Origin of the sequence: Pontibacter russatus, assembly GCF_009931655.1 — a bacterium.
GTDB classification, from domain to species: Bacteria; Bacteroidota; Bacteroidia; order Cytophagales; family Hymenobacteraceae; genus Pontibacter; species Pontibacter russatus.
In genome coordinates, this window is sequence record NZ_CP047984.1 from 4825204 (window position 1) to 4850841 (window position 25638).

The following is a 25638-nucleotide window of genomic DNA, read 5'->3' on the forward strand; positions in this document are numbered from 1 at the left end:
AACCAAAAGCCTCGTCGGAAGCGGAGAGGCTTTTGGTTTTATAAACGCTGCTAGTGCTATGGGTAGGAGCACGAGCTGGAGTGTTTTCGCCATTTACTCCAGCGTTTGGTTCATGCGGCGGTTCAGCTCTATTTTGTCATCCAGCGCAGATAAGATTTCGGCAATGCGGCGTTGGGTTTCTATACCTGGTACATCAATTTCTATGTCCTTTATGTGCTGTGGAGATATGTTTGCCTGATTCGCACTTCCGCCAGCATTAGTAGCTAATTCAATTTGTACTTCGCGCCTGGAAACAAAATAGTATAAGAAGTTATCATCCAGCTTTTCAGTATCTTTAGAGTATAGTTTACCGACGCGCTGGTTTAGTAATGCTGGTTTATCAAATCCATACCTTCCAACTTTACCAACTGCAGAAGAAATTTGGCTTACATGAGAGCCAGTCATTGAAATAAGTATATCCTTTTTCTTAACTATAAACTGATTCAACTTTGCAGTTACCTCAAGGGGAAAACAATCAGCTTCATCTAATGATATGTTAGGCGGCTGGATATTCTTAATTTTGATTACAGGTACACCACTATCTTTCAAATCACCTGACTTGAAAGCAAAGCCATTCTGCACGTTTATCAGTTCACCTAATTTATATGTATATCAGTAGGTCATTCAGATTTGAGTACTTTTACTAATGGTAATTTATTGTTTATTCTTAGAATAGTCTGTTTCCTTTAGAGAAGTTCCACATTTTAGTTTGATAATAGTCTAATTCCGAACTTACAATTTCGTATTCTTCTTTCTGTAGTAAGCTGCCTTTTTCATTGAGTTGTATAATTTTGCAATTGAAATCAACATTGTATAACTCTTCAATTCCTAAAATCAATTGAGTATCATCAGGTTGATTTCTATTGATGAAATTTAATATTTCGTCAACATGACCTAAATCCTGAGCTTGCTGATTTGGAGAATCAATTATTACAGGGCAAAATGCAGATGAAGAATACTTCTTCATTACTTGAAATATACTGAAGTAATAAGCTATTAAAGCTCGTGGTAATGCGCTCCCAGTCTCAGGTATTCTAGTATCAATTTTTTTATAGCTTTCCTCTTTGAGAGACTTTACATCTAGTTCAAGTAGGTATTTTCTCATCAAGCCATTGTAGTAGCCTACAATTTCAGCTCTTTTGTCTTTATCAGTTAACCCTTTAAGTCTATCATCTAATATCTTTTTCTCACGATGATTATCATAAATACTCTGAAGAATATTCTTAGAACTCTCTTCGAAAACAGTCTTTACTTCATTTCTACCTGCATTTTCAATTAAATCTCGAAGTTTGATCTCACCTTTTTTATGATCTAAAATAGCCTCAACTCTAGTAATTTCTTCGTTGCTACGTGTTAATGATAAGTTCTCTTTTGCTATTTTCTCATCAATCGTTTTAAGTTCTCTTGTGAGTTCGCTAATGAGTTCTTTGCAACGATCTTCATCTTTAGCAATCTCAAATCTTTCTAAAAAAGAGTTTGAATAATGGGCGCCACAGGTAGGACAGTCAACAGAATCTTCTACTAATATTTTTGTAGCATAATCATAGTCTTTTCTAGTCTCATTAAAGGCATTCTTGGCTATTGTTAATTGAGACTCAATGTAGATTTTTATGTTATATAAATCTACAAGTTTTGATTTTAAAAGCTCTTGAGAGTTTTTGAGAACTTCACATTCTACCAGCAAATCTTTTTTATCATCTTTAAAGCCATCAATATCTATGTTGAAATCTACCCTAGATATTTTCTCTTTAATCTTATCTAAGACATTTTTTAATAGCTTCCTTTCATTCTCTAGTTCACTGATTTTGATGATATATTCTTCAATTTCTGATTTCGTAGTATAATATTCATTAGGTTTAAGACCCGAGTGATATGAAACTATAGGTTCTCTAAAATTTTTAATTTGTTTAAGACCAGTGAAGCTATTCCAATTGCTTTGCCAACTTATATCCTGATCAATATAGTATGGCAAAAACAAAAATGCTGGCGGTGGTGTAATAATTAGGCCCTGCTGGTTCGGTAATTTAATTTTAAATTCCAGCAGATTAGCTAAGTATAATCCTAGTCCATTTGTAACACTATCATATACATTAATTAATTCATTATTACCGTCAAAAAGTCCATAAAGCTTTCCATCCTTCAATATTGAATAACTGATGTTGTCAACTTTAAATCTTACGAAAGATATAGGTGATAATTTCTTCCAAGTTGGATGATCTTTGAATGGTTCAGCACCGAATGTTTTATAGATACTCTTAATTAAACTTGATTTACCTGTACCATTTTTACCGAATATCAGAGTCCTCCTCTCGTCGAATTCCACCTTTTTTGCCTTCTTCTCGGTTGTCGATAGAAGCATTATTTCGGACAAAATGAATTTTTTCATAATTCTTAGTTCTGATATTCCTGATAAGCTTTCTGAAATTACCTGTAGCTTTATTCATATATTTCTGATAGGATCATAGCTTTGATATAGTATTCATCGTAGTTGGTCCTTAAATTCATGCTACTCTTAAATTTAGCAAGCACATTTTCAACACAGCTACTGAGTGTTATCCCAACAAATCCATTATTATTCTCTTCCTCTTGGACTATTATTCGTATCTGCTCAATATGTTTGAACAAATAATCGTTATTTGGCTCCATCCTTTCTATTTCGAGCTTCTTCCAATTATGATTTAGTTTCTTACGTTCAGAAAATGTCACGCAATCACTTATTAACTCATTATTGATGTCGCTCCAAAGGGCATCATAATTTTTATCTATTCCTGTTGCTTTAATAATCCTCTCAAATTGACTTTTACCTATAGCTTTATTAGAAATTAAATCTTTATAGGTTAGTGTTTCCTTATTATAATTTGCTCTCCTTTTAACTTCATCAAATAACATTCTGTATACAGAAGGTACATTGAACTTTTTTTCAGGATAAAGTCCATCTAAGAAATCTGTGATTTTGCCCTTAGCATGACCAGAGCTTTCATCAAGGCTTAAATCTATAACCTTTAAAAATGTAATATCCTCATACACTGGATCTGACATCAAGGAGTGCTCGGTTTTTAGCCGGCTTAATATTTCTGCTTTATTTTTAACAGATAATTCGACTACACAAATATTATCTTTTGATAGAGAGGATGTTTTATCTTCTAAATCAACGCTGAATCTAGCATTTGATATAAAATTTAATGATGTTGTCTCTATATCGTATTTTGCTTTGCAATCATAAAGTTTACCAATTATAGATAGTAACACCTTACCATTTTTACCCTTTTCTGCTTCTATTAACTTTTTAAGAGTCCAGTTGCCAGACTTTTTGCCTTTAATTTGATAGAATTGAACCGTCTTTGGATCATGTTCTGAATCCATAATTATCAAATCTTCATGCCAGTCAAAGATTATAACATAGTCGCTAAGAGATGTATGAGTTTCAATTAACTTACATAAACTCCAGTCCTTTTGATAATTAAAACGGCTAGATGAAGTTGAACCAGATTTCTCACGTGGTCTTGTTGATACGATCTTATCCTTTAGGACCATTGATAATTATTAATAGTGGCTATAAAATTTAGTTAATATACTTTATTAAAATATGTTCTTAGCAAGAGCTAGGTGTGTGATTACATCCCAACCCCAATCCCCTCCAGATTCTTCCGAATCCGCTTCTCCAGCAGGGCGTTTTCCTCAAACTGAGCGGCCAGTTCGGTAGTCAGCAGCTTCATCTTCTCTTCAAACGGCACGCCGTCGTCTTCCTCGGCTTCGGAGCCCACGTAGCGGCCCGGCGAGAGCACGTGTTGTAACGTTATTCCAGATTTCATTTTTAAAATCTATATCAGCCTTGGGTTTGGCGGTAGGGGTAGTGTTTTTACTGGCCATATATAGAATCCGCTGTTTAAACAGGAACAGGAGTTTAAGGTACTAAAACTTTATAGAAAATATGCTATAAATAATATGTTTTTCAATAGAAGCAAAAAAGTCTGTAGCTGCTGCTACAGACTTTCAAGGTATAGAATAAAGCTTATATAGTTACTTTCCGATGCAGAAAGTAATATATGTATATATTTAGCTTATGTACTGTATGTTATATCGATATTGTGTTGGCAGAGGTATAAATATGGAACAACTTGTTTGCCTTAAGTATGTATTCATAAACAGATTCGTCTAACAATGGAGCCATTCTTTTTATGTAATTCTCAAAGAAGTTTGCTCCTTCATCAATCTCTTTCAATAGGCTATCCAAGCTAAACCTACCAACTTTATTTAACATCCTATGTTTGTTCTCAGTGTCTTAGCTACGCTTTTTCCCCTTTTGTTAATCAGAGAAAATATTATCTAAAACAGATAAAACAAGTACCTAAGCTATAGACAAGAAAACTGGGTAAGGAATAAGATTCCTATTTAACAAGGGTACATAAACCCGCGCCTTATGACAATCCCCTTACCCGGCTTCTTCACCTTGAACAGTTCATTAGGCCCGGAGCCTGCATCAGGATGTTGAGTGTAAGAGAAGCTTCTTTTTGTCACCTGTATAACTTATAAAACATTGCATGATGGAGCATATTTACACTGGTATTGATGTGGCCAAAGACAGCTTTGTGGTGGCTACGAAACTAGCAGGCAAAGTAACTACCTCTTTGCACCAAAACAACAAGAAGGGTATTAACAGCTTTCTTAAAGGCCTGCCAGATTACTCCTGGTGCATTATGGAGGCAACAGGGGTTTACAGCCTGCAGTTGGCCATCGCCTTGTATGAAAAAGGCATCAAGGTGTCGGTGGTGAATCCTTTGCAGATCAAGCGCTTTGCCCAGACTAAGTTAAAGAGGACGAAAACAGACAAGGTAGATGCGGCGCTCATCGCAGAGTATGGAGAGCGCATGCAGCCAAAGCTATACGAGCCGCCAGCCCCTTTCATGAGGAAGCTACAGCAACAGCGTATGTCTTTGAAGCTGCTTATCAAGAGCAAGCGCTCCTTCTTAAATCAGTTACATGCCCTGGCGCAATTAGAGGATGTCGACAAAGCCGCGGTGAAAGCCTGTAAAGCAGTCTTGGCAAGCATAGAAAAGCAAATTACAGGACTAGAACGTCAGATGCAGCAAACGGCTGAGGAGCACTGCCAGGAGCTCTTTACCTTGCTGCAGACTATTCCCGGCATCAGCACTAAATCTGCCATAGAGCTCATCGTGGTCTCTGGCGGATTTAGAAATTTTACCTCAGCCAGGCAGTTCAGTGCCTTTATTGGTATCAGTCCCTGCATCCATGAGTCTGGTACCTCCATACGCGGATACAGGGGGATCAGCAGGATCGGAGACAAAAACATAAGAGCCACGCTCTACATGTGTTCCATGACGGCAAAAGTTCACAACAAGGCTTGTCAGGAGCTTTATGAGCGGATGGTTGCCGCAGGAAAAGCAAAGAAAGTAGCCTTGGTGGCCGTGATGAACAAGCTCATAAAACAGGTGTTCGGAATGGTAAGATCCGGGGAGGTTTACTCAGCACAATGCTGAACGCAGCTGCTGGAATAAAAGCACGCATACACTTGCTTTTTAGCACAGTTCATAATGTCTGTTATAACACAAACCCCTTCACAAGGTGGACCCGCACCCGCTCCCTTTGGTGCTTTCGCGGGAGGGGGGGCTAACCGCACTGGCTCCCCTACCTGAGAAGCAGCGATGGTCTGTGAAGTTGGGATGAAAAAGGAGCCGTTGTCAAATATCAGAAAGCGTGAGCTCTTCCTAAAAGCGGATGAAGTTTTCCCTTCGCTTTTCCTAATTGAAAGGCTCTGGGACCAGTATGTATCAGTTAACTATCTTTATCGGTTTGCCTGTTATCCACCCCTTCTAAATCTGTCTTACTTTCCTTCTCGACCAAATCCCTGGGATATAAAGGCTATAAGGATCTTACAAAACATATAAGTTAATACCGGATCCCCAGCACCCAATTAAATTGTTTTGCCCTGTGGCTAAATTTAAAACAAATTGATAATAATTAATTATAAATTATTTATTATCAATAAGATACGTATAAATATTACAGCCACATCAGTACACCTGCTGCTCTAAACCTTGAAATCATGATACATATTTATTCTTTAAAAGAAGTAGCGGGGCTAGGCATTGCCATTCTCCTACTTCTAACCACTATTCCGGTAAAAGCACAGAGTGACAGCCCGGGACCTAAAATCGGCGTGAAAGCCGGGCTTAACTTTTCGCAACTCTACGTAGATCAGCCCAATGCAGAAGACGAAAATGTAAAGCTGGGCTATCATTTTGGGATTTTCGGGAAAATTCCCGTTACGGACTTTCTGGCTGTCCAGCCGGAGGTGCTCTACACCAACGTCGGTTCTAAGGTAACTTACGGTGGCTCTGATGTAGCTGATATTCTAGGCATTGAGCCCGGAGAGGTGCGGTTTAACCTGAACTATGTGCAAGTGCCGGTGGCTTTAGCCATTAATATTGGTCCTTTGAATGTTCATGCCGGACCTTACCTGGCTTACCTGCTTTCTGCTAATGTCAAAGATTTAGAAAAATCTGAATTGAGCGCTAAAGATATAAAGGACCTGGAAACAGAAGACTTCAACCGAACTGACTATGGGGTAATGGGCGGCGTTGGCTTTGATATACAGAACGTCACTGTTGGAGCGCGCTATAATTATGGGCTGCGCGAAATTGGAAAAAGTGGCCTGGCAGGCAGCTTTACCGAAAATTCCAAGAACTCAATCGTTCAGATTTACCTGGGATTTGGCATTTGATTCTCTCTCATACATAAATACAATCACCATGGCAAGTCTTAATCGGAAAATGGTTTTGAATTCACTCATCAAACATGAAACGCTCACTTTGGGCGATCTGGCAAATATGGTAAATCCGGGTACAGTACCAGAGGACAACCATTTGCAATTGCTAGTAGATGAGTTATACGATAGCGGGTACATACATATGCTTAATGGGGTAACTCCCTGTACCTATACTATCACCATTGAAGGGATAAGGGAAGGGAAAAGACTCACCCAGGAAGTCCATAACAGATAGCCCCCAGCCTTTCCCGGCAAAGAGAAACCGATAATCAGTGTTATGTCTCATTGTATCAAGACAGGCTTTGCTTCTGACTTATTGCTAAAGCTTGCTGCCGTTGAGGGAGCAAGGGCTTTACGGCCCAACCTGGTTTCTACTGGCTGTGACATGGCATACAGGAGGTAGAAACACACCCTCATTCGAAGCAGGCAACACTTTGTAGAACCACGCTAAGATGCACTTTTGAACCTGAGGCTCCGCTACCGTTACTAGTCTGCTGAAGCTTAGCCTTATCTAAGCTCCGACAGGCCTTTCTATACTTGCTCTTACCTGTATCACCCTCGTTTTTGCCCCGTCACCTGCTCCTGCTCCATCAAGTGCAAAAGCCAAACATGACTTAAAACCAAGCATATGAAAAAAAACTACACTCTCTTGATTTGTTTGCTGTTTAGTTACCCCGTGTTTGCCCAATACGACGTGGTGGTGTTCAACTACGACAGGAGCTACTTTAACGAGGGCCAGCCTTTGCCAACCGAAAGCGATTTTATGCTGACAGGAGAAACGGGAAAGGATGTTGGCATGGTGGAGGTCTTTATTTACGGCTCCCCCGAAACAGATAAAAAGCCTCTCTACAGGAACGCTTGGAAGAAAAGGCCCTCCAGCGCTGAAAGCGGCTTTATACTTCCCGTGAATTACCCCTTGCGCGGAAACGAAAAGTATACTTTTGTCCTCAACTATTATGAGCCAGCCTCGGCCCTGCAGCAACAGCAACTCCTGAGGCAACTCAACTCCGCCCTGGATTCCTATATTGACCAGTCTTTTGTGGTAAGCAAGAGCAGCGTGGAGCTGCGGAAGCACCCCCGGAACATGCGCAGCGACATGAATGCAATCGTAAGCGGCGGGCTGGGGCTCTACCGAAACCAGCTAAATTATGAGTTCGGCGGTTTTTCGGATATCATTCTGGATAAACTGGACCAGATCAACGGCCTGCGGCTGCGAAAAGCCCGGCGCAATATTATAGCAGGTGAAGGGGAAGATAACCGAACAGTCAGGCTGAAATATGCACAGGAACAGGTGGAGGCCCTGAAAGTGCTGGTGAACCAGGAAGTTGCGCAGTATGCGAACGCACAGCTGCTCGCCTTAACAGACTCTAAAAAGATTACAGATTACGCCACCAAGAAGACCAGGAATGTCCTGGCGATCAATGCTGGCTATGGTGGCGTGTACTACTCGGGTGATGTTGATAATTTCACTTCGGACACGGCGCCCTATGTCGGCATCTCCATCCCGTTTGGCAGGGCCATATTCTCTTCTGCCTTCTGGTCGAGAGCCAGTGTCTCCGCAGGCGTGTTTCTGACGAACCTGGAGTTCGGGGAAGACAACGTGGCGACGGGGCCTCTGGTAAAGCGCCCTTTTTACGTGGCCCTGGGCTACAGAGCACTTCCTTTTGTTCGCATCAATGCGGGAGCCGCCGTGCTGCAAAGCGACCAGGCGTCTAATGCCCTCTCCGATTTCAACGTGGACCGCGTGTACATCCGGCCGTTCATAGGCTTAAGCCTGGAGCTTAATTTATGGCTGGACTTAAACAGGTAGCCGTGAAAAGGTTTATAACCATATGCCTGCTCCTGCTCATTTGCCATGTGGCGTCTGCGCAGCACGACCTGTACAAGTGGCAGCTCAGCGGCTATACAGGTATCGCCAACTATATCAACGAGAACAACAGCTCCTCTGACTATTTTAAAACAGACGACAACCTGCTGCACCGGCTCGAGCTGACCCGCAGCATAGGGAATAGCCTGGGGTTGTCGGTGGGCTACTCTTTGGGAGAGGTAGGGGCGCGCGGTCTGCAGCGAGCCCTCTTTACGACCGATGTGCACATGGCTGCGCTACGCGCCTATTTTTATACCGATAACGGCTGGATATTCAATGGCTCCGCCCGGGTATCCCCTTATTTTTTCGGCGGGTATGGCCTTAGCATACTCGAAACGTCCCTTGGCACCACAACAGAAAAGTCGCGCTATGTGTCCGCTATCCCTTTCGGAATGGGCCTGAAAATCCGGCTGGCCGAGAGGTGGCAACTCGCTTTGCAAACAGAAGCGGTTTACCTGACAGATCCGCATCTCAAGGGTGCTGCATTCGAACAGAACGACTACAACAGCACCTATATACATACTGGACTAACCCTTGGCTACAGCTTCGGCTTCAGGAAATCAAGTTTCAAAGCCCCCCGGTTTTACTCAAACAATGTAGCGCTGCTACAATCGGTGGAGGGGCAAGAACAGCCGAGGCAAAACGTGCTGGAGGCGATGCTGAAGCTGGAGCCCAAGGAGGTTCAGCTGATCAGTACACAGGATACAGTAAACCTGGCGGCACAGCAGGAGATCACGCAAAGAGCGGTTTACGCACCTGCTGACACGCTCAGTACCAGAAGCACGGTAATGGAAGCCGATAGCAGCACTCAGATCAGCGAACGCCGGTTGGTGCCTGCCGCCCCGACCCGAACCCAGGACACGACTTCAAGCCCTATACAGACGAGTACTTCTGCCGAAACAAAAGTTCCCCGTGATTCAGTTGTGGTTGGAAACGATGTAAGGGAAGTACAGCACGCACCGGCCGCAGTGCAGCGAAGTGCCGTGAGCACCGATACAATAGCCCGGCAGCAAGCTGCAATTGCAACACAGCAACGTGTACAGAAGCAGTCAACTACCCCCGCGCCGAAAACAACGCCCGTTGGAACAGAGCAAAGCGCCCAAGCCATAACCTTGGAAACAGCGCGTGTAAAAGAGCGGATTGTATATGTGCCTACAAATACTAAGCCTTCGCCTGCACAAAGAACAGGCGCTGAAGCGGCAAGGCTCCGTTAGGAAAGGCAGCGGCTCACCTTTGTGAATGCCGAGAACAGGAGGCTCCAGGGCAGGATCGACTCGCTTCAGGCAGCACCGCCGACCGGCGATACCCTGAGAGCAGGAGCAGCGGCGGTGGTAGACACCAGCATGGTGCGGTACCTGCAGCAGCAAGCCGCTCTCAACGACAGCATGCTGCTGCGCCTCACCCAGTACGAACAGGAACTGGCCCTGTCAAACAGTTCAAATGCCGCCCCGATTAGTGCTCCGGCTGAAGTAGCGAGGAAGGGCTACACCACCACGGTCTTTTACCCGATTAACGCACACCGTGTGCCTACGGAAAGCCTGCGGGATTTAAACCAGGTTCTGCAAACGCTGCAGCAAAACCCGGGACTGCGTGTGAGGCTCACCGGCTATACCTCCCAGTCTGGCAACCCCTCCTATAATAAGGCGCTAAGCCGCAGACGGGTAGAGGCGCTGGCAGATTTGCTGACGTTACAGGGAATAGCGAAGGAGCGGATCAGTATGCAGTACCTGGGTGATGAAAAAGCCTCGCAACAGGAAAACCCGCTAGACCGAAAAGTAGACCTTGATATTCATGAATAAAAAATAACTTAACAGGACAAGCCGTGAATAATACCCATTCCCCTTGCTCGCACTATCTATTGGTTTCATGACGAGGCAGCGTATTTCGTATCAAAATTCCGCGATATGATGCTACAGTTTTTCGGAGGCGCTGTTACATGTCTAATGGCCAGCCGCTTAAAGAAGGCATCAAATGCATGTCTGCTCATCGTAGTCAAATTTTAAACTTCTATTTAAATCGCCCATCATAAACACTCCTGTCAAATGTTGCAAGTTCACCCGTTACCTGCTCAGTGTCGCGGAAGCCTGAATGCGGACCACACCAGCCTCTTGACGGCAGGCCTGCAGCCGGCCATCAGGTACTCGAACTGGAACTGCTTGCCGCAACACCTGCACAGAAAGTTCTGCCTGCCCGTGCGCTATACGCCGTTTTTCACTACTTTGACACTGTGGCAGTAGGGGAACAGTTATCTCGCGCATAACTTCCTGCTAACACCCTTGCTGCCGTACCTATTCCCGCATCATACATGATATACCACCATCTAACTTTTATATAAAGGACTGATAAACTAAGTCTTTTATTATATCAGGAAAGACTATTCACAGAAAAATAAAATAAAATGGTACACCAAGTTTTACTATGACCCAACCTGACCCCTTTTATAAGAAAATAACGATTATCTTGTTTGGATTGATCCTTTTTGTTTATGTCCTGTCAATGCTGGCCGATATTTTAATCCCGCTGGCTTTTTCAGGGCTAATTGCCATTCTGCTTAATCCGCTGTGCAATCAATTTCTGATATTAAGGATACCAAAAGTGCTATCGATTCTGCTGACGCTGCTGATAGCTTTCATATTGTTGGGAGGCCTCTTCTACTTCCTCTCTTCCCAAATTATTCAATTTGGCGAAATGATCCCCCAGCTGAAATATAAGCTTGCACAGCTACTCACTGATTTACAGCAGTATGTGGAGCACACTTTCGGGATTTCAATCCAAAGGCAAACGCAACTATTAAAAGAAACAGCTACGGGCAATAGAGCTTTGGTTAGTCAGACGGTAAGCGGCGCGTTAGGTGTGTTTGGCCTGCTCTTTTTAATGCCGGTATATGTTTTTTTGCTCCTTTTTTATAAAACCTTGATCCTGAACTTTCTCTTTGAGGTATTTGCCAGAAAAGACTCTCAATCAGTGGCTGACATTCTTCAAGAAACAAAGAGTGCCATCCAGAGTTATGTTGTGGGCCTATTGATAGAAGCATCTATCGTAGCCGTACTGAATGCTACCGCTTTGATAATTTTGGGCGTTCCATATGGTATCTTGCTTGGAGTGATAGGTGCCATCCTGAACATGATCCCATATATTGGCGGATTGATAGCTATTATATTACCGGTGCTGATGGCTACGGTAACCAAGGATGGGTATACCACCCAGTTAGGCATTGTCGGCGCTTATGCCGTCATTCAATTTATTGACAACAATATCCTGGTTCCCCGGATTGTTTCCTCCAAGGTACAAATCAATGCTTTAGTCTCCATCATAGTAGTATTATTAGGGGGAGCGTTATGGGGAGTAGCGGGCATGTTTCTGGCAATTCTCTTCGTCGCCTTTTTAAAAATAATTTTTGACCGCATCGGTGTTCTGAAACCTTGGGGGAAGCTTTTGGGATACCAGGTGCCCCCCCATCATAGACGACGGAACGGAGAAACATCGAAGGTTAAATAACGCTTTCCGCTATATGCTGCTTAGTTCCCTGGGAATGAAATAGAATAATGCGAAGTGAGGAATAAAGAAGTGCATCTAACCCCTGTTCAACATAGGATAAGAGCTGCTGTATAACATGAAAGGCCTCTCGTATAAGAAGCCTCTTGAGGCTGGATACAGGTGTACTGGCAGTTGGGGAGAGGTATAGTGGAGAAGCAGCGGGAGGCGGGCCGGGGCGACGCGCTGATCGAGCAGCTGTCACGGGACCTGAGCGCGGCGTTCCCCGAGAGGAAGTGCTTCTCCAGGACCAACCTCTTCTATGTCAGGAAGTGGTGCCTGTTCTACGGCAGGGAGCGGTGCCTGTTCTACGGCAGGGAGCGGGAATCAGTCCCACAGCCTGTGGGACAATCAAGCCGGGCGTCCGTGTAAAGCCCGATTTCAGCAATTTCAGCTTGCTGAAAACATTTATAGAGCTTTATACAAGGCAGCGGCTAACTCAGGAGGGGAAAGAGAACGTAGCCCGGCATTCAGGTGGCTTTGTAGCTTTATTAGCCGTTTAACAATCCCATGTCATTTGGGAAAGCGATAGACAAGGTGGTGTGGTATTTGTTCTTAATGCTGGAAACCCTCCAAGTCTGCCGTATATAAAAAGCCTGGGATGAGAGGCTGCAACCGAAAGGTCCGTGGGAGCCGGTATTTCGATGGCGCCCCGCCAGCGAGGCTATTCCCACACTTGAGGCTGGCGGCAAGGGCTTGACCGATTCTGCTCCCGCCTGTTACCCGATGACACCGAGCAGCTTCTCTTTCGTCAGCGGCTTGGGAACGAAAATCACTGCCGGGTTCACTTTCGCTCTGTCCATGTTTCTGAACATGTGGCTGCTGCTGTTGAGCACCAGCCGCGTGCTGCCGAAGTCAAGGAGCTCCAGCCTTTCCGCCTCCCGCATGAAGGTCAGGCCGTCCATCAGCGGCATGTCGATGTCACAGATGACGAGCTGCGGCTGCCGCCCGGCCTCGGCGCCCTCCCGCAGCAAACCCAGCGCCACCGCTCCGTTCGGGGCGGTGCGGACCTCCGCCCCCGGCAGGAGGTTTCCGAGCAGGCGCCCCGTTAAGAACAGGCACGTCCCGTCGTCGTCCACAAGCAGTATTCTTTTAATCGACTTTATCATCTTCACAAATTTATCCCTGCGGTGAGGGCATGCATGCCTCAGCAGCAGGCCCCGAAACGCAAAACACACAGTACACCTGCGTCAAACCCCGCCCGGTACCCCCAGCGGCACCGGCAACCGTCGTATATATCCGTAGGGGAATTCAGTACTGATACGGCTACCGGGAAAATAGAAACACGTAATATTGCCTGTGTCCTTTCTATACGACTATGTCAGCGGGATGGAGGTGCGGCGGCTGGACGCTTTCAGGGCCGCAGAGTGCCTGTTTTACCTGCACTCCCTGACGAAGGATAACCCCGGCCTGGCCCGGCAGTGCCAGCCGCTCCAGGAGGAGCTGCGGGAACTGCGCGAGGAGAAGCACCAGCCTGCCTGAGGGCGACACGAGAACGGTAAACAAGTATATATAGTTATTGCTCCCCCTTGAGATAGACCCTGAAGGTGCTGCCTTCGCCCAGCCTGCTCTCCACCTCAACCCTTCCCCCTGTGTCCTCCACCATCCGCTTCACGATGAACAGGCCCAATCCTGTGCCTTCCACGTCATTCCTGAGCCGGGCGTGGCGCTCGAAAATCGCCTCCCGCTTGTCTTCCTCTATGCCCGCCCCGTTGTCGCTGACGGAGAGCAGGGTGTAACCATCTGAAGCCTCGGTCCTGATGAATATCTCCGGTGCCCTGTCCGGCGCCCTGTACTTGATGGCGTTGCTCAGCAGGTTGTAGACAACGCTCCTGACGTTCCTGCGGGACAGGTTTATCTCAGGTTCGTTTATTTCAGTCCTTATCTGCGCCCCTGTTTCGTATATCCTGTCTTTCAGGGCCAGCTGGGCGTCCTCTACCATGTTCCCGAAGTTCACCCGCTCAGCCGCCCTGGCGAAGTCGGTGTCGCTCTCCCCTATGTCGGCAAGCTCCACGACTGTTTTGCGCAGGTTGCTCACCGAAAGACTCAGCATGTCCATGATGGGGCCTGTGTCTGCTTCTCCGGCACGTGCTCCCTTCAACACGTTCACCAGGCCCTCTATGTTGGAGATGGGGCCTTTGATGTCGTGGGACAGGGAGAAGATGATACCCTCATACCGCTTGTTGAGCTTCTCATACCGCCTCAGCACATCGATGCGGTCGTTGATGTCGATGAAGGTGATGATGACGCCGTTGGTTCTGTTCTCTTTCCTGATGATGTAGGGCAGGATGTTCATCTGGTACCACCTCTTGTCGGTGGTCTGGATTTCCTTCTCCAGGTCCCTACTGCTCTTAATCACCTCCTTAATGTTCTCGATGATGGTGGGGAAGCGGATGTTGCTGGCCACCTCGTCTATGTGCCTGCCTATGTCATCGGCTGAAAGCCTGAAGTGCCTCATGGCGGGGGGGGTGAACTTGCGGAGTATCATGTCGGCATCGACAAAAAGCTGCGGGATGATGGTGTTGCTGAAATAGTTCTCCAGCTCATCGTTCAGCTCAATCAGCTTTCTGTGTGCCCGGGTCTTTTTGTGTTGTTGCTCCATGGATAAAGATAGCAGAGAAAAAGCACAAGCGCACCAGCGATACGGCAAAATGCTCCTTCGCCTTACACAAATAGCTGACCGGGGTAGTAGGAAAACGGCCCGTCCCTTTACACTTCCCGGTCAGGCTTAGATGTATGTACATTCACCGCGTTTTCGGCAGGAAACTCAGTAACAAATTTAGATCGAGCTGTAGCTATAGATAATAAGTTGCTTTACCAGAACACAATGTGGGCAGGATGCGCCAGAGAGGCAATTTGCGTTCTCTTGTGTCCCGCAAAAGGCCGAAATAATGAGATGTGGGGTAGTAGCGGTCGAATTGAATGATTTAGTTGAACAAAAGTAGCCTATGAGGAAGCTGCACACGACCTCTCTCATAGGCCATGTTACAGAAAGCGCATCGAGTTCTTTATCTGAGTGAGTCAAACACACTGCAGCCAGGAGCTGTTCTCTGAAAAGTCAGGGACAACCTTTACCCGGTTATCAAACTTATAGGAGGAAACCAACGCAGAAACCTCCTGCTTAACTGAGACAATGCAGTTACCAACCAGGTCCTCTCTAAAGCCTTTTTCCAACAGCCCCAGTACATAGCCCACGGAAACAACCCGACCAAGTATTTTACCCAGATCCACCAGCTTGCGCTGGGTTAGGGCCTCATTGACGGTGAAGCTTAGCTCCGTCTGAAAGTGCATGCAAGCCTCCGATGTCAGCTTAAGGCTTTTAAGAAAATCAAATAAATGTGCTTGCTTTTGCTTTTTCATCAAGCGGATAACCGTATCAGCTATCTGCGTATAGAGCATTTCGTTCGAGCCCTCAAATATCTGAAAAGGCCTGCTGTCTATGATGCCCCGACCACCTATGTGGCTTACCCTGTAACCGTTGGCCCCCGAGAGCTGCACAAGAATCTGCGCTGACTCCTGCATCAAGTCCGTCACGACTGCTTTCATGCTGTTGGCTTCCAAACTCTCGGAAGCCAGATTATGGGCAATGCCGCTTACCCCGCTGCTTCTGGCGCACATGGCAGAGCATATAGTGTAGGCAGTCTGTATCCGGGATACTTGAAACTGCACCTGGTCCATGGCCAACAACCTGCCGCCCCCGACTACCCTACTCTCACAATGGGCAACCGCCTCGTCCAGCATCCGGTGTATGAAGCCCATTCCCATGCCCGGGAACTGCATCCTGCTTCTGTGCAGAATATCAAGCATCATCTTGATGCCCGTTGTTTCCGGCTGCAGTCTCATTGCGGGAGGAACTTGCAAGTCCAGTTTGTTCAGCCCATAGGGTATCATGTAGAGTCCCAGGTTATCGTAATACTCCTCCACTACCACCTGTTGGTTATCCTGGGACACGTCACATATGAAGAAGTCAATGTCCCTGCTCAGTTCCCCCTCGCCGATCTCCTTCCTGCACGCAATCAGCCAATAGTCCGCCAGGCCAGTCAGCCCTTGCCAATGCTTGGTTCCCTTTATTCTGTAGCCGCCATCATATTGCCTGTAGGAGGTCTTCATGTTCAGGGCGTCACTGCCATAGTCAGGCTCAGTGATCATAAGGCCCCCCATATTCCTGTTATAAAGGAAATGGTCAAAGATCCCTTTTTTAACCGCCTCATCGGCATACTTGGCTACAGGCTCTAAAAACAGCGCTATATTAATCCCAAAGATCAAGGAAAGGGGAAGCGACTGGTAAGAGGCTGCCGCTAATACCCCCAGACATTCCTTCACCACACATCCACGTCCTCCATACTCCTCGGGGATCGAGACAGACAAGGGAGCCTTAGACATGATCCCGCCCATCAACTCCGAGGGTACTCCTCTCTTAACATTCAGGCTATTGGTGGCTCCTTGCTCATGGAATAAATGCTGGAGTGTAGCTTCGAAATCTTTTATGAAAACAGAGTAATTCATCTTTGTTGGCTGCATAGGTTATTTGGAGTATCTATATCTATAAGGGGCCAGCCGGCAGCATGCCCTGACGGCTTGTTGCTTTCAGTGTACAAAATGAACCCATTACTAAAATAAGCCCTTCGGTATTCTTATTTACAATTTAAAGATTAAAGTCGACTATAACACCCCTGAGATATCATTCCCTTCCTGTTTGAGCCAAACCAGCTGCTAGATGGATTTAGGTGGTGACAGCTTAGGTTAACATATTTCAGGACGGGGTCAAGCATTTTCCCATCCCAGAAAACGCCAGAATTTTGAGATGAAAAGAGGAGGTACTAAACTAAAAGGCTTCTCATCATGGGGACCCATCCTTGTTCTATAACGATAGTTATGTTATCAGGGTAGTTCATCGAGTCGCTATAGTCCCCGTAGTATCTTACCACTCGGTTTAGAGCCTTTACAGGTTGTCACAAGCCATGGTGGCAATGGGAACAACCTGCTTTTTAAAGCAGTAAGTCATAACCGATCTTGCATTTAATGTAACTCCCCTGTTAATGCTTCCCTTGAACTTGGCCTGCACCCTGTAACTGTTTAATCGATGGACAAAATTAGGATCGGCGTATAGACCAAGTAAGCAACGGCCCCACAGATACCCTCTGGGCCAAGGTGATGCATGCCAGCCTTTCCAGCATCATGCCGCAGGTGGTGGCCACCTGGTGCGGGCAGACCGCCGAGCAGGTGTGTTATGGCTGCATCAGGTGCTTGACCACTGAGTGAGAAATAATAAATGAACCTATGCTGAGGTAAGCCGCGTTACAGTATTGTAAAAAACTTATTTATCTACCTGAAACCAGACTTTTCAGATAGATAAATACCTCCTTCTTTTCCCTTCCTGAACCATGCGTATTGCCTATATTTCCACTTGCTTGCCGCGGGAGTGCGGCATCGCAACCTTCAATGACAATGTGGAGCGGGCCATTCAGGCAAACTTTCCCGGTCAGACCTCTATGGAAAACGGGTATGGCATCGCCCTCAACGACTCCGATGAGCTGCAGACGTACGATTACCCCAAACACATAAAGTTTATCATCCGGCAGAACCGCCAGAAAGATTACATTGAAGCGGCCACGTTCATCAATACCAGCGATGTGCACGCGGTGGTGATGGAGCATGAGTTTGGCATATATGGGGGGGAGAGCGGCATTTATATCCTGCCGCTGCTACACCGCCTGGAAAAGCCCTTGTTCACGGTATTGCACACGGTGCTGCAGGAACCTTCCCACACACAAAAGCTCATTATCCAGGAGATTGCGGCGCGCTCGGCCAAAGTGATTGTGATGAGCCGCCGGGGCATCGAGTTTCTGACTGCTGTCTACGGTATTTCTCCGGAAAGAATACAGTACATAGAGCACGGCGTGCCAGACCTGGAGGCACCCGCCGTAAACCCGCTGAAAAAGGTGTCGACATTCCGGAATCACCGGGTGCTGCTGACCTTCGGGCTGCTCAGCCGAAACAAAGGCCTTGAAACCGTGATCCAGGCCTTGCCGAAGATCGTGGAACAGCACCCTGACGTGATGTATGTCATCCTGGGCAAAACGCATCCCGGCATCCTCCGAAACTCCGGAGAAGAATACCGGGATTACCTGAAACGGCTGGCCGTGCGCCTGAATGTGGAGAAGCATCTGACCTTCATCAATCTGTTTGTGTCAGAAGAGGAACTGATGAACTATCTGTCGGCGGCCCATATCTACGTAACGCCGTACCTGAATGAAGCCCAGATTACCAGCGGCACCCTGTCCTACGCCGTAGGTGCCGGGGCGGCGGTGGTCTCTACCCCGTACTGGCATGCCCTGGAACTGCTGGCAGACAACCGGGGGCGGTTGTTCCCTTTCAAAGATGCCCCGATGCTGGCCGATACCGTGATTGAACTGCTCGATAAGCCAGAGGTGCTGAATGAGTTGAAGGGGAACGCCTATGAATACGGCTTGCACTTACGCTGGCCCCAGATTGGCGCCGACTACATCCGGACGATACAGGAAACCATTGACAAGAAAGAATTTGTGGGCAAAGAGTTGCTCCAGATTGTGGATCCGGACAGGATACCGGAGTTCAGCCTGACCCATGCGTGCCGCCTGACCGATGACACCGGCATCGTGCAGCACGCCAAGTACGGCATCCCCAACCTGAAGGAGGGCTACTGCCTGGATGATAACGCCCGGGCTCTGATCATGGCGCTAATGGCCTACCAGCGCAATAAAAGCCAAGAAGCACTGGAACTTCTGCCTATCTACCTCAGCTTTATCCATTATATGCAGTGTGATGACGGCAACTTCCGGAATTTTTTAAGCTTCAGACGGGAATATCTGGATGAAGTGGGCTCGGAGGATTCCTTTGGCCGCACGGTATGGTCGCTGGGCTACCTGATCAGCACTGCCCCCAACAATTCCTATCGGGAGTTTGCCGGAGAGTTGTTTTCCCGCTCTGTCCCGCACTTCAGGCAGCTGCACCATTTACGGGGCATGGCCAACACCATCATCGGTGTGAGCTATTACCTGAAGGCACACCCCGATGATGACCAACTGCTGCAGGAGCTTGCTGGCCTGACCGCTCCTTTGATGGAGGCGTATGCGCAGCAGCGCGGCGACGGTTGGCACTGGTTTGAAGAGAAGCTGACTTACGATAATGCCATCCTGCCGTTGGCGTTGCTCCACTCCTGCGAGATAACAGGTGATGAAAGCGTAAAAGAGGTGGCCATGGAATCCATGGCCTTTCTGGACAGCCTCACGATGGAAAAGGGATTTCTCAGCCCCATCGGCAACAAGGGATGGCATCAGCGCGGTGGGGAGGTGCCTGTTTTTGACCAGCAGGCAATTGAAACGATGGCCATGGTGCTGCTGTACCTGCAGGCCTATCAAAGTACGCATGAGGCTATCTATGTAGAAAAGATGTTTGTCAGCTACCAGTGGTTTTTAGGGGAGAACATCCTGCGCGTGCCCTTGTATGACCACGAAACGAAAGGCTGCTGCGACGGCCTGCAGGAAACCGGTCTTAACCGCAACCAGGGAGCCGAGAGCACCCTCGCTTACCTGGTTTCCCATCTCGCCGTGCTGAAGGCCTTGGAACTCGAATACGAGTACGACCTTGCCGGGCAGGTACTGGAGCCGGCCCTTTGAGGATGAAGATAGCCGTATTAGCCCCTGTGGCCTGGCGCACCCCGCCGCGCCATTACGGGCCCTGGGAACAGATGGCCTCCAACGTGGCAGAGGGACTGGTAAGTTTAGGAGCCGACGTCACGCTTTTCGCCACTTCAGATGCTGTCACGGAGGGGAAGTTGGATGCTGTGGTAGGCAAAGGGTATGAGGAAGACCGCACCCAGGATGCCAAAGTGGTGGAATGCCTGCACATCAGCAACCTGATGGAAAAGGCGGCTGGCTTTGATATCATCCACAACCATTTTGATTTTTTGCCGCTTACCTATTCTCGGCTGATCCAGGTACCGATGCTGACCACGATCCATGGGTTTTCATCAGCTAAAATCTTACCGGTTTACCTGAAATACAACGCCACCTCCCACTACGTCTCCATCAGCAACTCCGACCGCAGCCCAGGGCTTGCCTATATAGCCACGGTATATAACGGCATTCGGGCAGCGGACTTTTCCTTTACCCGACAGCCGGAGGATTACCTCCTGTTTTTTGGACGCATCCATCCCGATAAAGGCACGGCGGAAGCCATTCAAATCGCTCGGCAAAGCAAGAAGCGGCTGCTTATTGCCGGCATTGTTCAGGATCAGGGGTATTTTGACAGAGAGGTAAAGCCTTACTTAGGCGATCAGGTGGAGTTTGTGGGGGCTGCCGGACCAGAAAGCCGGAACGAGCTCCTGGGGAATGCCCTTGCGCTGCTGCACCCCATCCTGTTCGACGAACCCTTTGGATTGAGTGTGGCGGAGGCCATGGTCTGCGGCACACCGGTCATTGCCTTCAACAGGGGCGCTATGCCGGAGCTGATCCGGCATGAAGAGACGGGGTTCCTGGTCAAAGACATAAGCGGGGCGGTGGCGGCCGTGCAGCAATTAGGCTGTATCAGCCGCCAGCAATGCCGCGCCTGGAGCCTGGCGCAGTTCTCGCAGCAGAAGATGGCTGCGGATTACCTGCACCTCTACAAGCAAATTCTAAACAGCTAAGGCCGGGCTTCGCAGCTTGTCCAGCAGCGCGTGGAGGTCCACTGTGGCAAAGGAAGAGCAATAGTCCGAGAGCCCATAGGGAATGACCAGCTGCCCGTTATGGACAATAGGGCCGCAGGAGTAGAGCACATTCGGCACATAGCCTTCCCGTTCATCCTTGTTTGGAATGAGCAGCGGCTCGTCCAGGTGGCTTATCTCGATGGTAGGGTCATCAAGCTGCAGCAGACTGGCGCCTATGCAATAGCGCCGCATCGGGCCTACCCCGTGGGTAAGCAGCAACCAGCCGTGCGCTGTCTCTATCGGCGAGCCGCAGTTACCCACCTGCACAAATTCCCATGGGTACTTCGGGCATTCTATCCGTACCGGGTTTTCCCACATGTTGATGTTGTCGGAGTACATGATGTAGTTGTTCCAGCCGTCGTTGCGGGAAGCCATGACAAACTTGCCGTTGATTTTCCGGGGGAAGAGCGCGAAGTTCTTGTTCTGCACGCCGGTGCCATAGAGCGGCATGATTTTGAAATTGTAGAAATCCTTTGTCTTCAGCATCTTGGGAACGATGGTCTCCCCATCATAGGCGGTGTAGGTGGCAAAGTACACGATACTGCCGTCCTCCTCAGTGAAGCGGACAAAGCGGGCATCCTCAATGCCCTTGCGCTCGAACTCAGAGATGGGGAATATTACCCGGTCGGAGATATCGGTGTCCAGTGAAAAGGTAATCCTATAGTAGGAGTCGGCCAGCCACAACACTTTATCGTACTCCATCCTGGAATGGTCATCCTGTTGCCCTGATTTCTTTTTGTTGATGAGCTTTTTGAGCATGTTGTAATCAAAATGCTCTTCCAACTCCGCCGCAACCTCGTTCATCACCTGCGGTCTGATTTGTCTGCTGAAGGCATTGTCAAAAAAGGCGCTTTTTTCATAGGCGGCGCTGTGTATGATCTCCGCCTCGTCCACATGGTTGCCAACCGGGTCCACGCTGATATTACAGGCCTTGTCCAGCAAGGCCCTGCGAAAGACGATAGAGGAGATGTGGCCCTCGCCTACAGCCCTAAAGCTGATGATCACCCTTTTATGCCCCTCTTCCAGCTCCGTCTGGTCCGGGTCCTCCACGATAGAGGGGTTGAAAAATGCGGCCGATTCTATAGAATACTCGTGGGTGAAAAAGGAGCCGATGAGCAGCCTGCGGTAACTGTCCAGCTGCTCATAGTCAATAACCAGTTCTGAGAAGATATGCCTTAAGCGGCTGCAATGCCGGTACAGTACCTTGGTGATGTTCCGGTGGCGCTTGGAATACTCCTGCAGAATGGGGGAGATGGTGTCGAACACTTCACCCTCGTTCATTTCCATCACGCGCCGGATCACCTGCCGGGCGCGTTCCTCACTGTTAAAGAAATAGCGGGCGATGACCCGTTTGGGGTCCGGGTACACTTTTACATTTTTTCTCTCGATGGATAGTCTCATATAGGTAAGGGAAAAGTTGAATAATAATATAGTGGGGTGATTTTACTGGTACTTGGTTACAAGCCTGCTGTGGCCTTCTAACATGCAGGTATTTCGCGATTATATCAAGACCCAATAAAAAAGGTCCGAACTTCCGCCCGAACCTCCATTCTCATAGTTGTATTCTGCTGCAGTATCTTATTCAGGTTGACTGGTGCTGGTCTTTTCTATCTATCTTATTGCGTCTGGCCGTCTTGTCTCTTTCTATAGCTATTTTTCTCCTGCCTGGTTAGAGTGGTTCGGGCAAATGTGTGCGCTGCCACTACTAGCAGCAGGCCGGTTGACAGCTAAAATAGAATGACCTTGTTGTGCATAAATGAGTTGAACGGCTTTTTTATGATATTATTTAGGTATACGGGTGGGGGAGTGGATTGAATGGATATACCACATTTATAAAACATATAGGATGCTATGGAAGGGTTTTTTGTTTCCGTGTCGCTAAAACGGTGGTTGTAGGCAAGTGCCTTGTCCTGATACAGGTTGACAATTTTTGATGCTACACCTTTACTCAAACCTGCATCTCATTCCTTGCCCTGCCTCTCATTGACCGGTGTTGAGATAGGGAAGAGGCAGCCGCAAACTCACTTCACCTTGATTCTCCTGTTTACATTTTATTCGGTTTCGTGTCAACCTATATCAGGACAAGGCAGGTAAAGATTCCAGTAGATACGCTACAGTTAACCTCATTAATCAAGTCATGCATCTACCTTCTCAGTCGAAATCTTTGTTAATAGCACAAATAGTTTATGAATGTTACGTGGCTTAGCGCAGTAGCGGCGAAGAACTTGAGTGTTACCCTCCAGAATAATGCGGATATAGAAAAACCAAGCTACAAATCTACCAAGTTTCAGCAATTGTGTTTAGCCGCAGTTAGCTGCTGGCGTTTTGCTTTAATAAAAAAGACCTTAGACAAATGTCTAAGGTCTTTTTTATTAAGAATTAGAAATTCTAATTAAAATATTCCTTAATGAGCGAAGTAAGATTTTCGTCACTCATTTTATTAGAAGTACTTTCACTGGCTACTACATTTTTATATTGTGGGGTTTCGGCTAGAAATTTCATAAACTGTTCCTGAATTTGCCCGGTTCCGGTTAAATGGATTTCATCCACATTAGGCATTTTACTGGCGATTTCTTTGAAGAATTTATGCGTTAAGCCAATTTCATGATTGTTTGAGGTTTTCTCATTAGAATTGTTATCTGGTCCTGCATTTTTTACTTGTCCTATAATAATAAACTCTCCATTATCAATATCTTCTCTTCCTACGATTGTTGCATTGTGTGAATCCATCCAAACACCAAACAACTTTTTGTTTTTATCTAACATGCTTATATATTTTCTTAAAGGTAACCCTTTAGAAATCAAAATATTAATTTTTTTGATAAGGTTTCGATTACACGCAAAGTTTAGCCGCTTGCAGCTAACTACTGTGCAGATAGCAGGAGTACTACTCCTGCTATCTGCACTATGAGTGGAGTAAGTTTTGTCTACTTTGCCTCTTGTTTCCAAGCAGTTTTGGCTTATCCCCATGTTTCCCGTCATAGTATATCCCTTCTTCAATATAGCAAATTTCTTCACATTTACAGCTCCCTTCCATCTGTTTTAGGCTCACCAGACTTGAAAAGTAAAAATGGACCGTCGATTCGGGGCAGCGGCCTGCCTTCTCTCCCTTTTGCTGGCTTTACGGGTGAGTGGTTCGGCTGTGCTAGGAGCCACGAGAGATCGGTTTGGAATTGGAAGGCTTTCATTTCCTCTGTATCTGTTAGCAGTGTGTATCCTGAAATCGGCATTATCAAAAAACGCCCGTTTTACGGGATCCGCGGACGCCCGAAAGCCCATTTGCAAAAACGGCCATCCGGAGGAGCAGAGGGCATCGGCGGATTCCAGAATTGCCGTCTCATAAATCAAAATGCTTTTGGTATATTTGAGATGAGTTTATGAGATACTGACATAAAGATAGGATACGCGCGGGTCTCGACCCATGACCAGCGGCTGGAGCTGCAGACCGACGCCCTCGCCCAGTGCGGCTGCCAGCAAATCTACCGGGAGAGGAAGTCGGGCAAGACCAGGGAGCGCCCGGAGCTGGAGAAGATGATAAGCCAGCTCCGGAGCGGCGACACGGTGGTGGTGTGGAAGCTGGACCGGCTGGGCCGCTCGCTGCGGGACCTGATCGACCTGGTGGCCGAATTCCAGGAGCGGGGGGTGGAGTTCGTGAGCCTGCAGGACGGCATCAACACGGCCACGCCCACCGGCCGCTTCACCTTCAACGTCTTCGCCTCCCTGGCAGAGTTCGAGCGCGAGCTCATCCGCGAGCGCACCAACGCCGGGCTGGCCTCGGCCAGGGCCAGGGGGAAGAGGGGCGGCAGACCGGCCGGTCTGTCAAAGTCAGCCATGGAGAAGGCCCGCTCCGCCCGGATTCTCTATGACTCCAAGATCAAGACGGTAGAGGAGATAGCCCAGACGCTGGGCATCGGCCGGGCCACCTGCTACCGCTACCTGGGCCAGGCAGACAGCGGAGACGCAGCCGGGAAATAGGCAGGGCAGGGCCCCGGCAAGTGCCGCCACAGCCAATAATTGCACTATGGCAATGAATCCACAGGACTATTAAAAAATAGCATCATTATTCCGCTAAAGCGGGAACTGATGCGGCGGCCCCTGTGTCTGCCTCTTGACTTTTAGCCAAAGTTATTTTTCATTGAGTTGTTTAGTTTAGCAGGATGATGGGGTAGCCAGTGGCTACCCTTTTCTTTTTGCCGCCCGCTGTGCGGGTTTTGTGTGGTCGGGCACCAGGAGAACAAGATAAGATGGCAGCAAATGACACCGGATGACAGTGGATGACATCAAATGGCAGCAGATGACACCGGATGACGCGAAATGACACCGAATGATGGCAGCAGATGACACTGGATGACACGAAATGACACCGAATGATGGCGGAAAATGACACCGGATGACAGCAGATGACAGGAAATGACACTGAATGGCGGGACAGTCCCAAAGCAACTGTTATCACAGGCTCTTTCGGTGTTCTGCAAGGGGTTTTACTGCGTTTTGAGCGTGTGGAGGCCTTCCGGTGACCTGCAGGAGCGCCTGCTTACCCTTGTTCCGGCGCTTTCCCCGGATTTGCCAAACCCCGCCATTTGCTGTCATCCGCTGCCATTCCGTGCCATCAGCCTGCCGTGTGTACCACAGGATATCGCCTTTCCGGGACGGGCACGGACAGCGGTTTGGGGGCAGTATGGC

Annotated in this window: 19 protein-coding genes and 2 pseudogenes; 11 read left to right on the forward strand and 10 right to left on the reverse strand. The window is 47.7% G+C overall.

Translation table 11 applies throughout. The features are described 5' to 3' along the window. Positions 1-93 precede the first annotated feature (93 nt). The 4 genes and pseudogenes from GSQ62_RS19995 to GSQ62_RS20010 all read right to left on the reverse strand — a co-directional run. A pseudogene (locus tag GSQ62_RS19995) lies at positions 94-636 on the reverse strand (restriction endonuclease subunit S); the annotation flags it as partial. A gap of 70 nt (positions 637-706) precedes the next feature. Further along, on the reverse strand, positions 707-2425 hold the full coding sequence (locus tag GSQ62_RS20000; protein ID WP_161891143.1) for a hypothetical protein: 1719 nt from the start codon (positions 2423-2425) through the stop codon (positions 707-709). Between the two features lie 50 nt (positions 2426-2475). Then, on the reverse strand, positions 2476-3573 hold the full coding sequence (locus GSQ62_RS20005) for a DUF4297 domain-containing protein (protein ID WP_161891144.1): 1098 nt from the start codon (positions 3571-3573) through the stop codon (positions 2476-2478). Between the two features lie 80 nt (positions 3574-3653). Beyond that, complete coding sequence (locus GSQ62_RS20010) at positions 3654-3851, reverse strand: hypothetical protein (protein WP_237586845.1); 198 nt, start codon at positions 3849-3851, stop codon at positions 3654-3656. 729 nt (positions 3852-4580) lie between these two features. On the opposite strand from GSQ62_RS20010, the gene GSQ62_RS20015 reads away from it, so the two are divergent. The 5 genes from GSQ62_RS20015 to GSQ62_RS20035 all read left to right on the forward strand — a co-directional run bounded on the left by GSQ62_RS20015 (position 4581) and on the right by GSQ62_RS20035 (position 10492). Beyond that, on the forward strand, positions 4581-5537 hold the full coding sequence (locus tag GSQ62_RS20015; protein ID WP_161891145.1) for an IS110 family RNA-guided transposase: 957 nt from the start codon (positions 4581-4583) through the stop codon (positions 5535-5537). 566 nt (positions 5538-6103) lie between these two features. Further along, positions 6104-6781 carry a porin family protein gene (locus tag GSQ62_RS20020; RefSeq protein ID WP_161891146.1) on the forward strand — a complete coding sequence of 226 codons (678 nt, stop codon included), beginning with the start codon at positions 6104-6106 and terminating at the stop codon, positions 6779-6781. Positions 6782-7454: 673 nt separating this feature from the next. Continuing rightward, positions 7455-8636 carry a hypothetical protein gene (locus GSQ62_RS20025; protein WP_161891147.1) on the forward strand — a complete coding sequence of 394 codons (1182 nt, stop codon included), beginning with the start codon at positions 7455-7457 and terminating at the stop codon, positions 8634-8636. Continuing rightward, positions 8615-9907 (forward strand): outer membrane beta-barrel protein, encoded by a 1293-nt coding sequence (locus tag GSQ62_RS20030; RefSeq protein ID WP_262886637.1) that lies wholly within the window; start codon positions 8615-8617, stop codon positions 9905-9907. Before GSQ62_RS20025 ends, GSQ62_RS20030 begins: the two co-directional genes overlap by 22 nt. A gap of 21 nt (positions 9908-9928) precedes the next feature. Continuing rightward, positions 9929-10492, forward strand: coding sequence for an OmpA family protein (locus tag GSQ62_RS20035; RefSeq protein WP_161891149.1), 564 nt, complete (start codon positions 9929-9931; stop codon positions 10490-10492). 256 nt (positions 10493-10748) lie between these two features. Here GSQ62_RS20035 and GSQ62_RS21235 read toward each other — a convergent pair. Further along, a pseudogene (locus tag GSQ62_RS21235) lies at positions 10749-10938 on the reverse strand (IS1/IS1595 family N-terminal zinc-binding domain-containing protein); the annotation flags it as partial. A 173-nt stretch (positions 10939-11111) separates the two neighbouring features. Between GSQ62_RS21235 and GSQ62_RS20040 the strand changes: the two are divergent. Continuing rightward, positions 11112-12191 carry an AI-2E family transporter gene (locus tag GSQ62_RS20040; protein ID WP_161891150.1) on the forward strand — a complete coding sequence of 360 codons (1080 nt, stop codon included), beginning with the start codon at positions 11112-11114 and terminating at the stop codon, positions 12189-12191. Positions 12192-12350: 159 nt separating this feature from the next. After that, complete coding sequence (locus GSQ62_RS21210; RefSeq protein WP_161891151.1) at positions 12351-12599, forward strand: DUF1016 N-terminal domain-containing protein; 249 nt, start codon at positions 12351-12353, stop codon at positions 12597-12599. A gap of 347 nt (positions 12600-12946) precedes the next feature. Here GSQ62_RS21210 and GSQ62_RS20050 read toward each other — a convergent pair whose 3' ends face one another. Then, positions 12947-13336 carry a response regulator gene (locus GSQ62_RS20050; protein ID WP_161891152.1) on the reverse strand — a complete coding sequence of 130 codons (390 nt, stop codon included), beginning with the start codon at positions 13334-13336 and terminating at the stop codon, positions 12947-12949. A gap of 190 nt (positions 13337-13526) precedes the next feature. On the opposite strand from GSQ62_RS20050, the gene GSQ62_RS20055 reads away from it, so the two are divergent. Next, complete coding sequence (locus GSQ62_RS20055; protein ID WP_161891153.1) at positions 13527-13709, forward strand: hypothetical protein; 183 nt, start codon at positions 13527-13529, stop codon at positions 13707-13709. Between the two features lie 34 nt (positions 13710-13743). Here the strand turns inward: GSQ62_RS20055 and GSQ62_RS20060 are convergent, their stop codons facing one another. Together GSQ62_RS20060 and GSQ62_RS20065 are read right to left on the reverse strand one after the other, a co-directional pair. Continuing rightward, complete coding sequence (locus GSQ62_RS20060) at positions 13744-14829, reverse strand: sensor histidine kinase (RefSeq protein WP_161891154.1); 1086 nt, start codon at positions 14827-14829, stop codon at positions 13744-13746. Positions 14830-15248: 419 nt separating this feature from the next. Next, positions 15249-16733, reverse strand: a complete 1485-nt coding sequence (locus GSQ62_RS20065; RefSeq protein WP_202621811.1) for an acyl-CoA dehydrogenase family protein — start codon at positions 16731-16733, stop codon at positions 15249-15251. 878 nt (positions 16734-17611) lie between these two features. On the opposite strand from GSQ62_RS20065, the gene GSQ62_RS20070 reads away from it, so the two are divergent. Next, entirely contained in the window at positions 17612-19885 is a 2274-nt protein-coding gene (locus GSQ62_RS20070) for a glycosyltransferase family 4 protein (protein WP_161891156.1), read from the forward strand. Between the two features lie 2 nt (positions 19886-19887). Continuing rightward, positions 19888-20895 (forward strand): glycosyltransferase family 4 protein, encoded by a 1008-nt coding sequence (locus GSQ62_RS20075; protein WP_161891157.1) that lies wholly within the window; start codon positions 19888-19890, stop codon positions 20893-20895. Here the strand turns inward: GSQ62_RS20075 and GSQ62_RS20080 are convergent. After that, positions 20884-22356, reverse strand: coding sequence for a glycoside hydrolase family 130 protein (locus tag GSQ62_RS20080; protein ID WP_161891158.1), 1473 nt, complete (start codon positions 22354-22356; stop codon positions 20884-20886). The two genes, GSQ62_RS20075 and GSQ62_RS20080, sit on opposite strands and share 12 nt — an antisense overlap. Before the next feature lie 987 nt (positions 22357-23343). After that, positions 23344-23973, reverse strand: a complete 630-nt coding sequence (locus GSQ62_RS20955) for a hypothetical protein (RefSeq protein ID WP_237586846.1) — start codon at positions 23971-23973, stop codon at positions 23344-23346. 378 nt (positions 23974-24351) lie between these two features. Between GSQ62_RS20955 and GSQ62_RS20090 the strand changes: the two genes are divergently transcribed. Next, a complete protein-coding gene (locus tag GSQ62_RS20090) occupies positions 24352-24930 on the forward strand; it encodes a recombinase family protein (protein ID WP_317164406.1) in 579 nt (192 codons plus the stop codon). Positions 24931-25638: the final 708 nt, after the last annotated feature.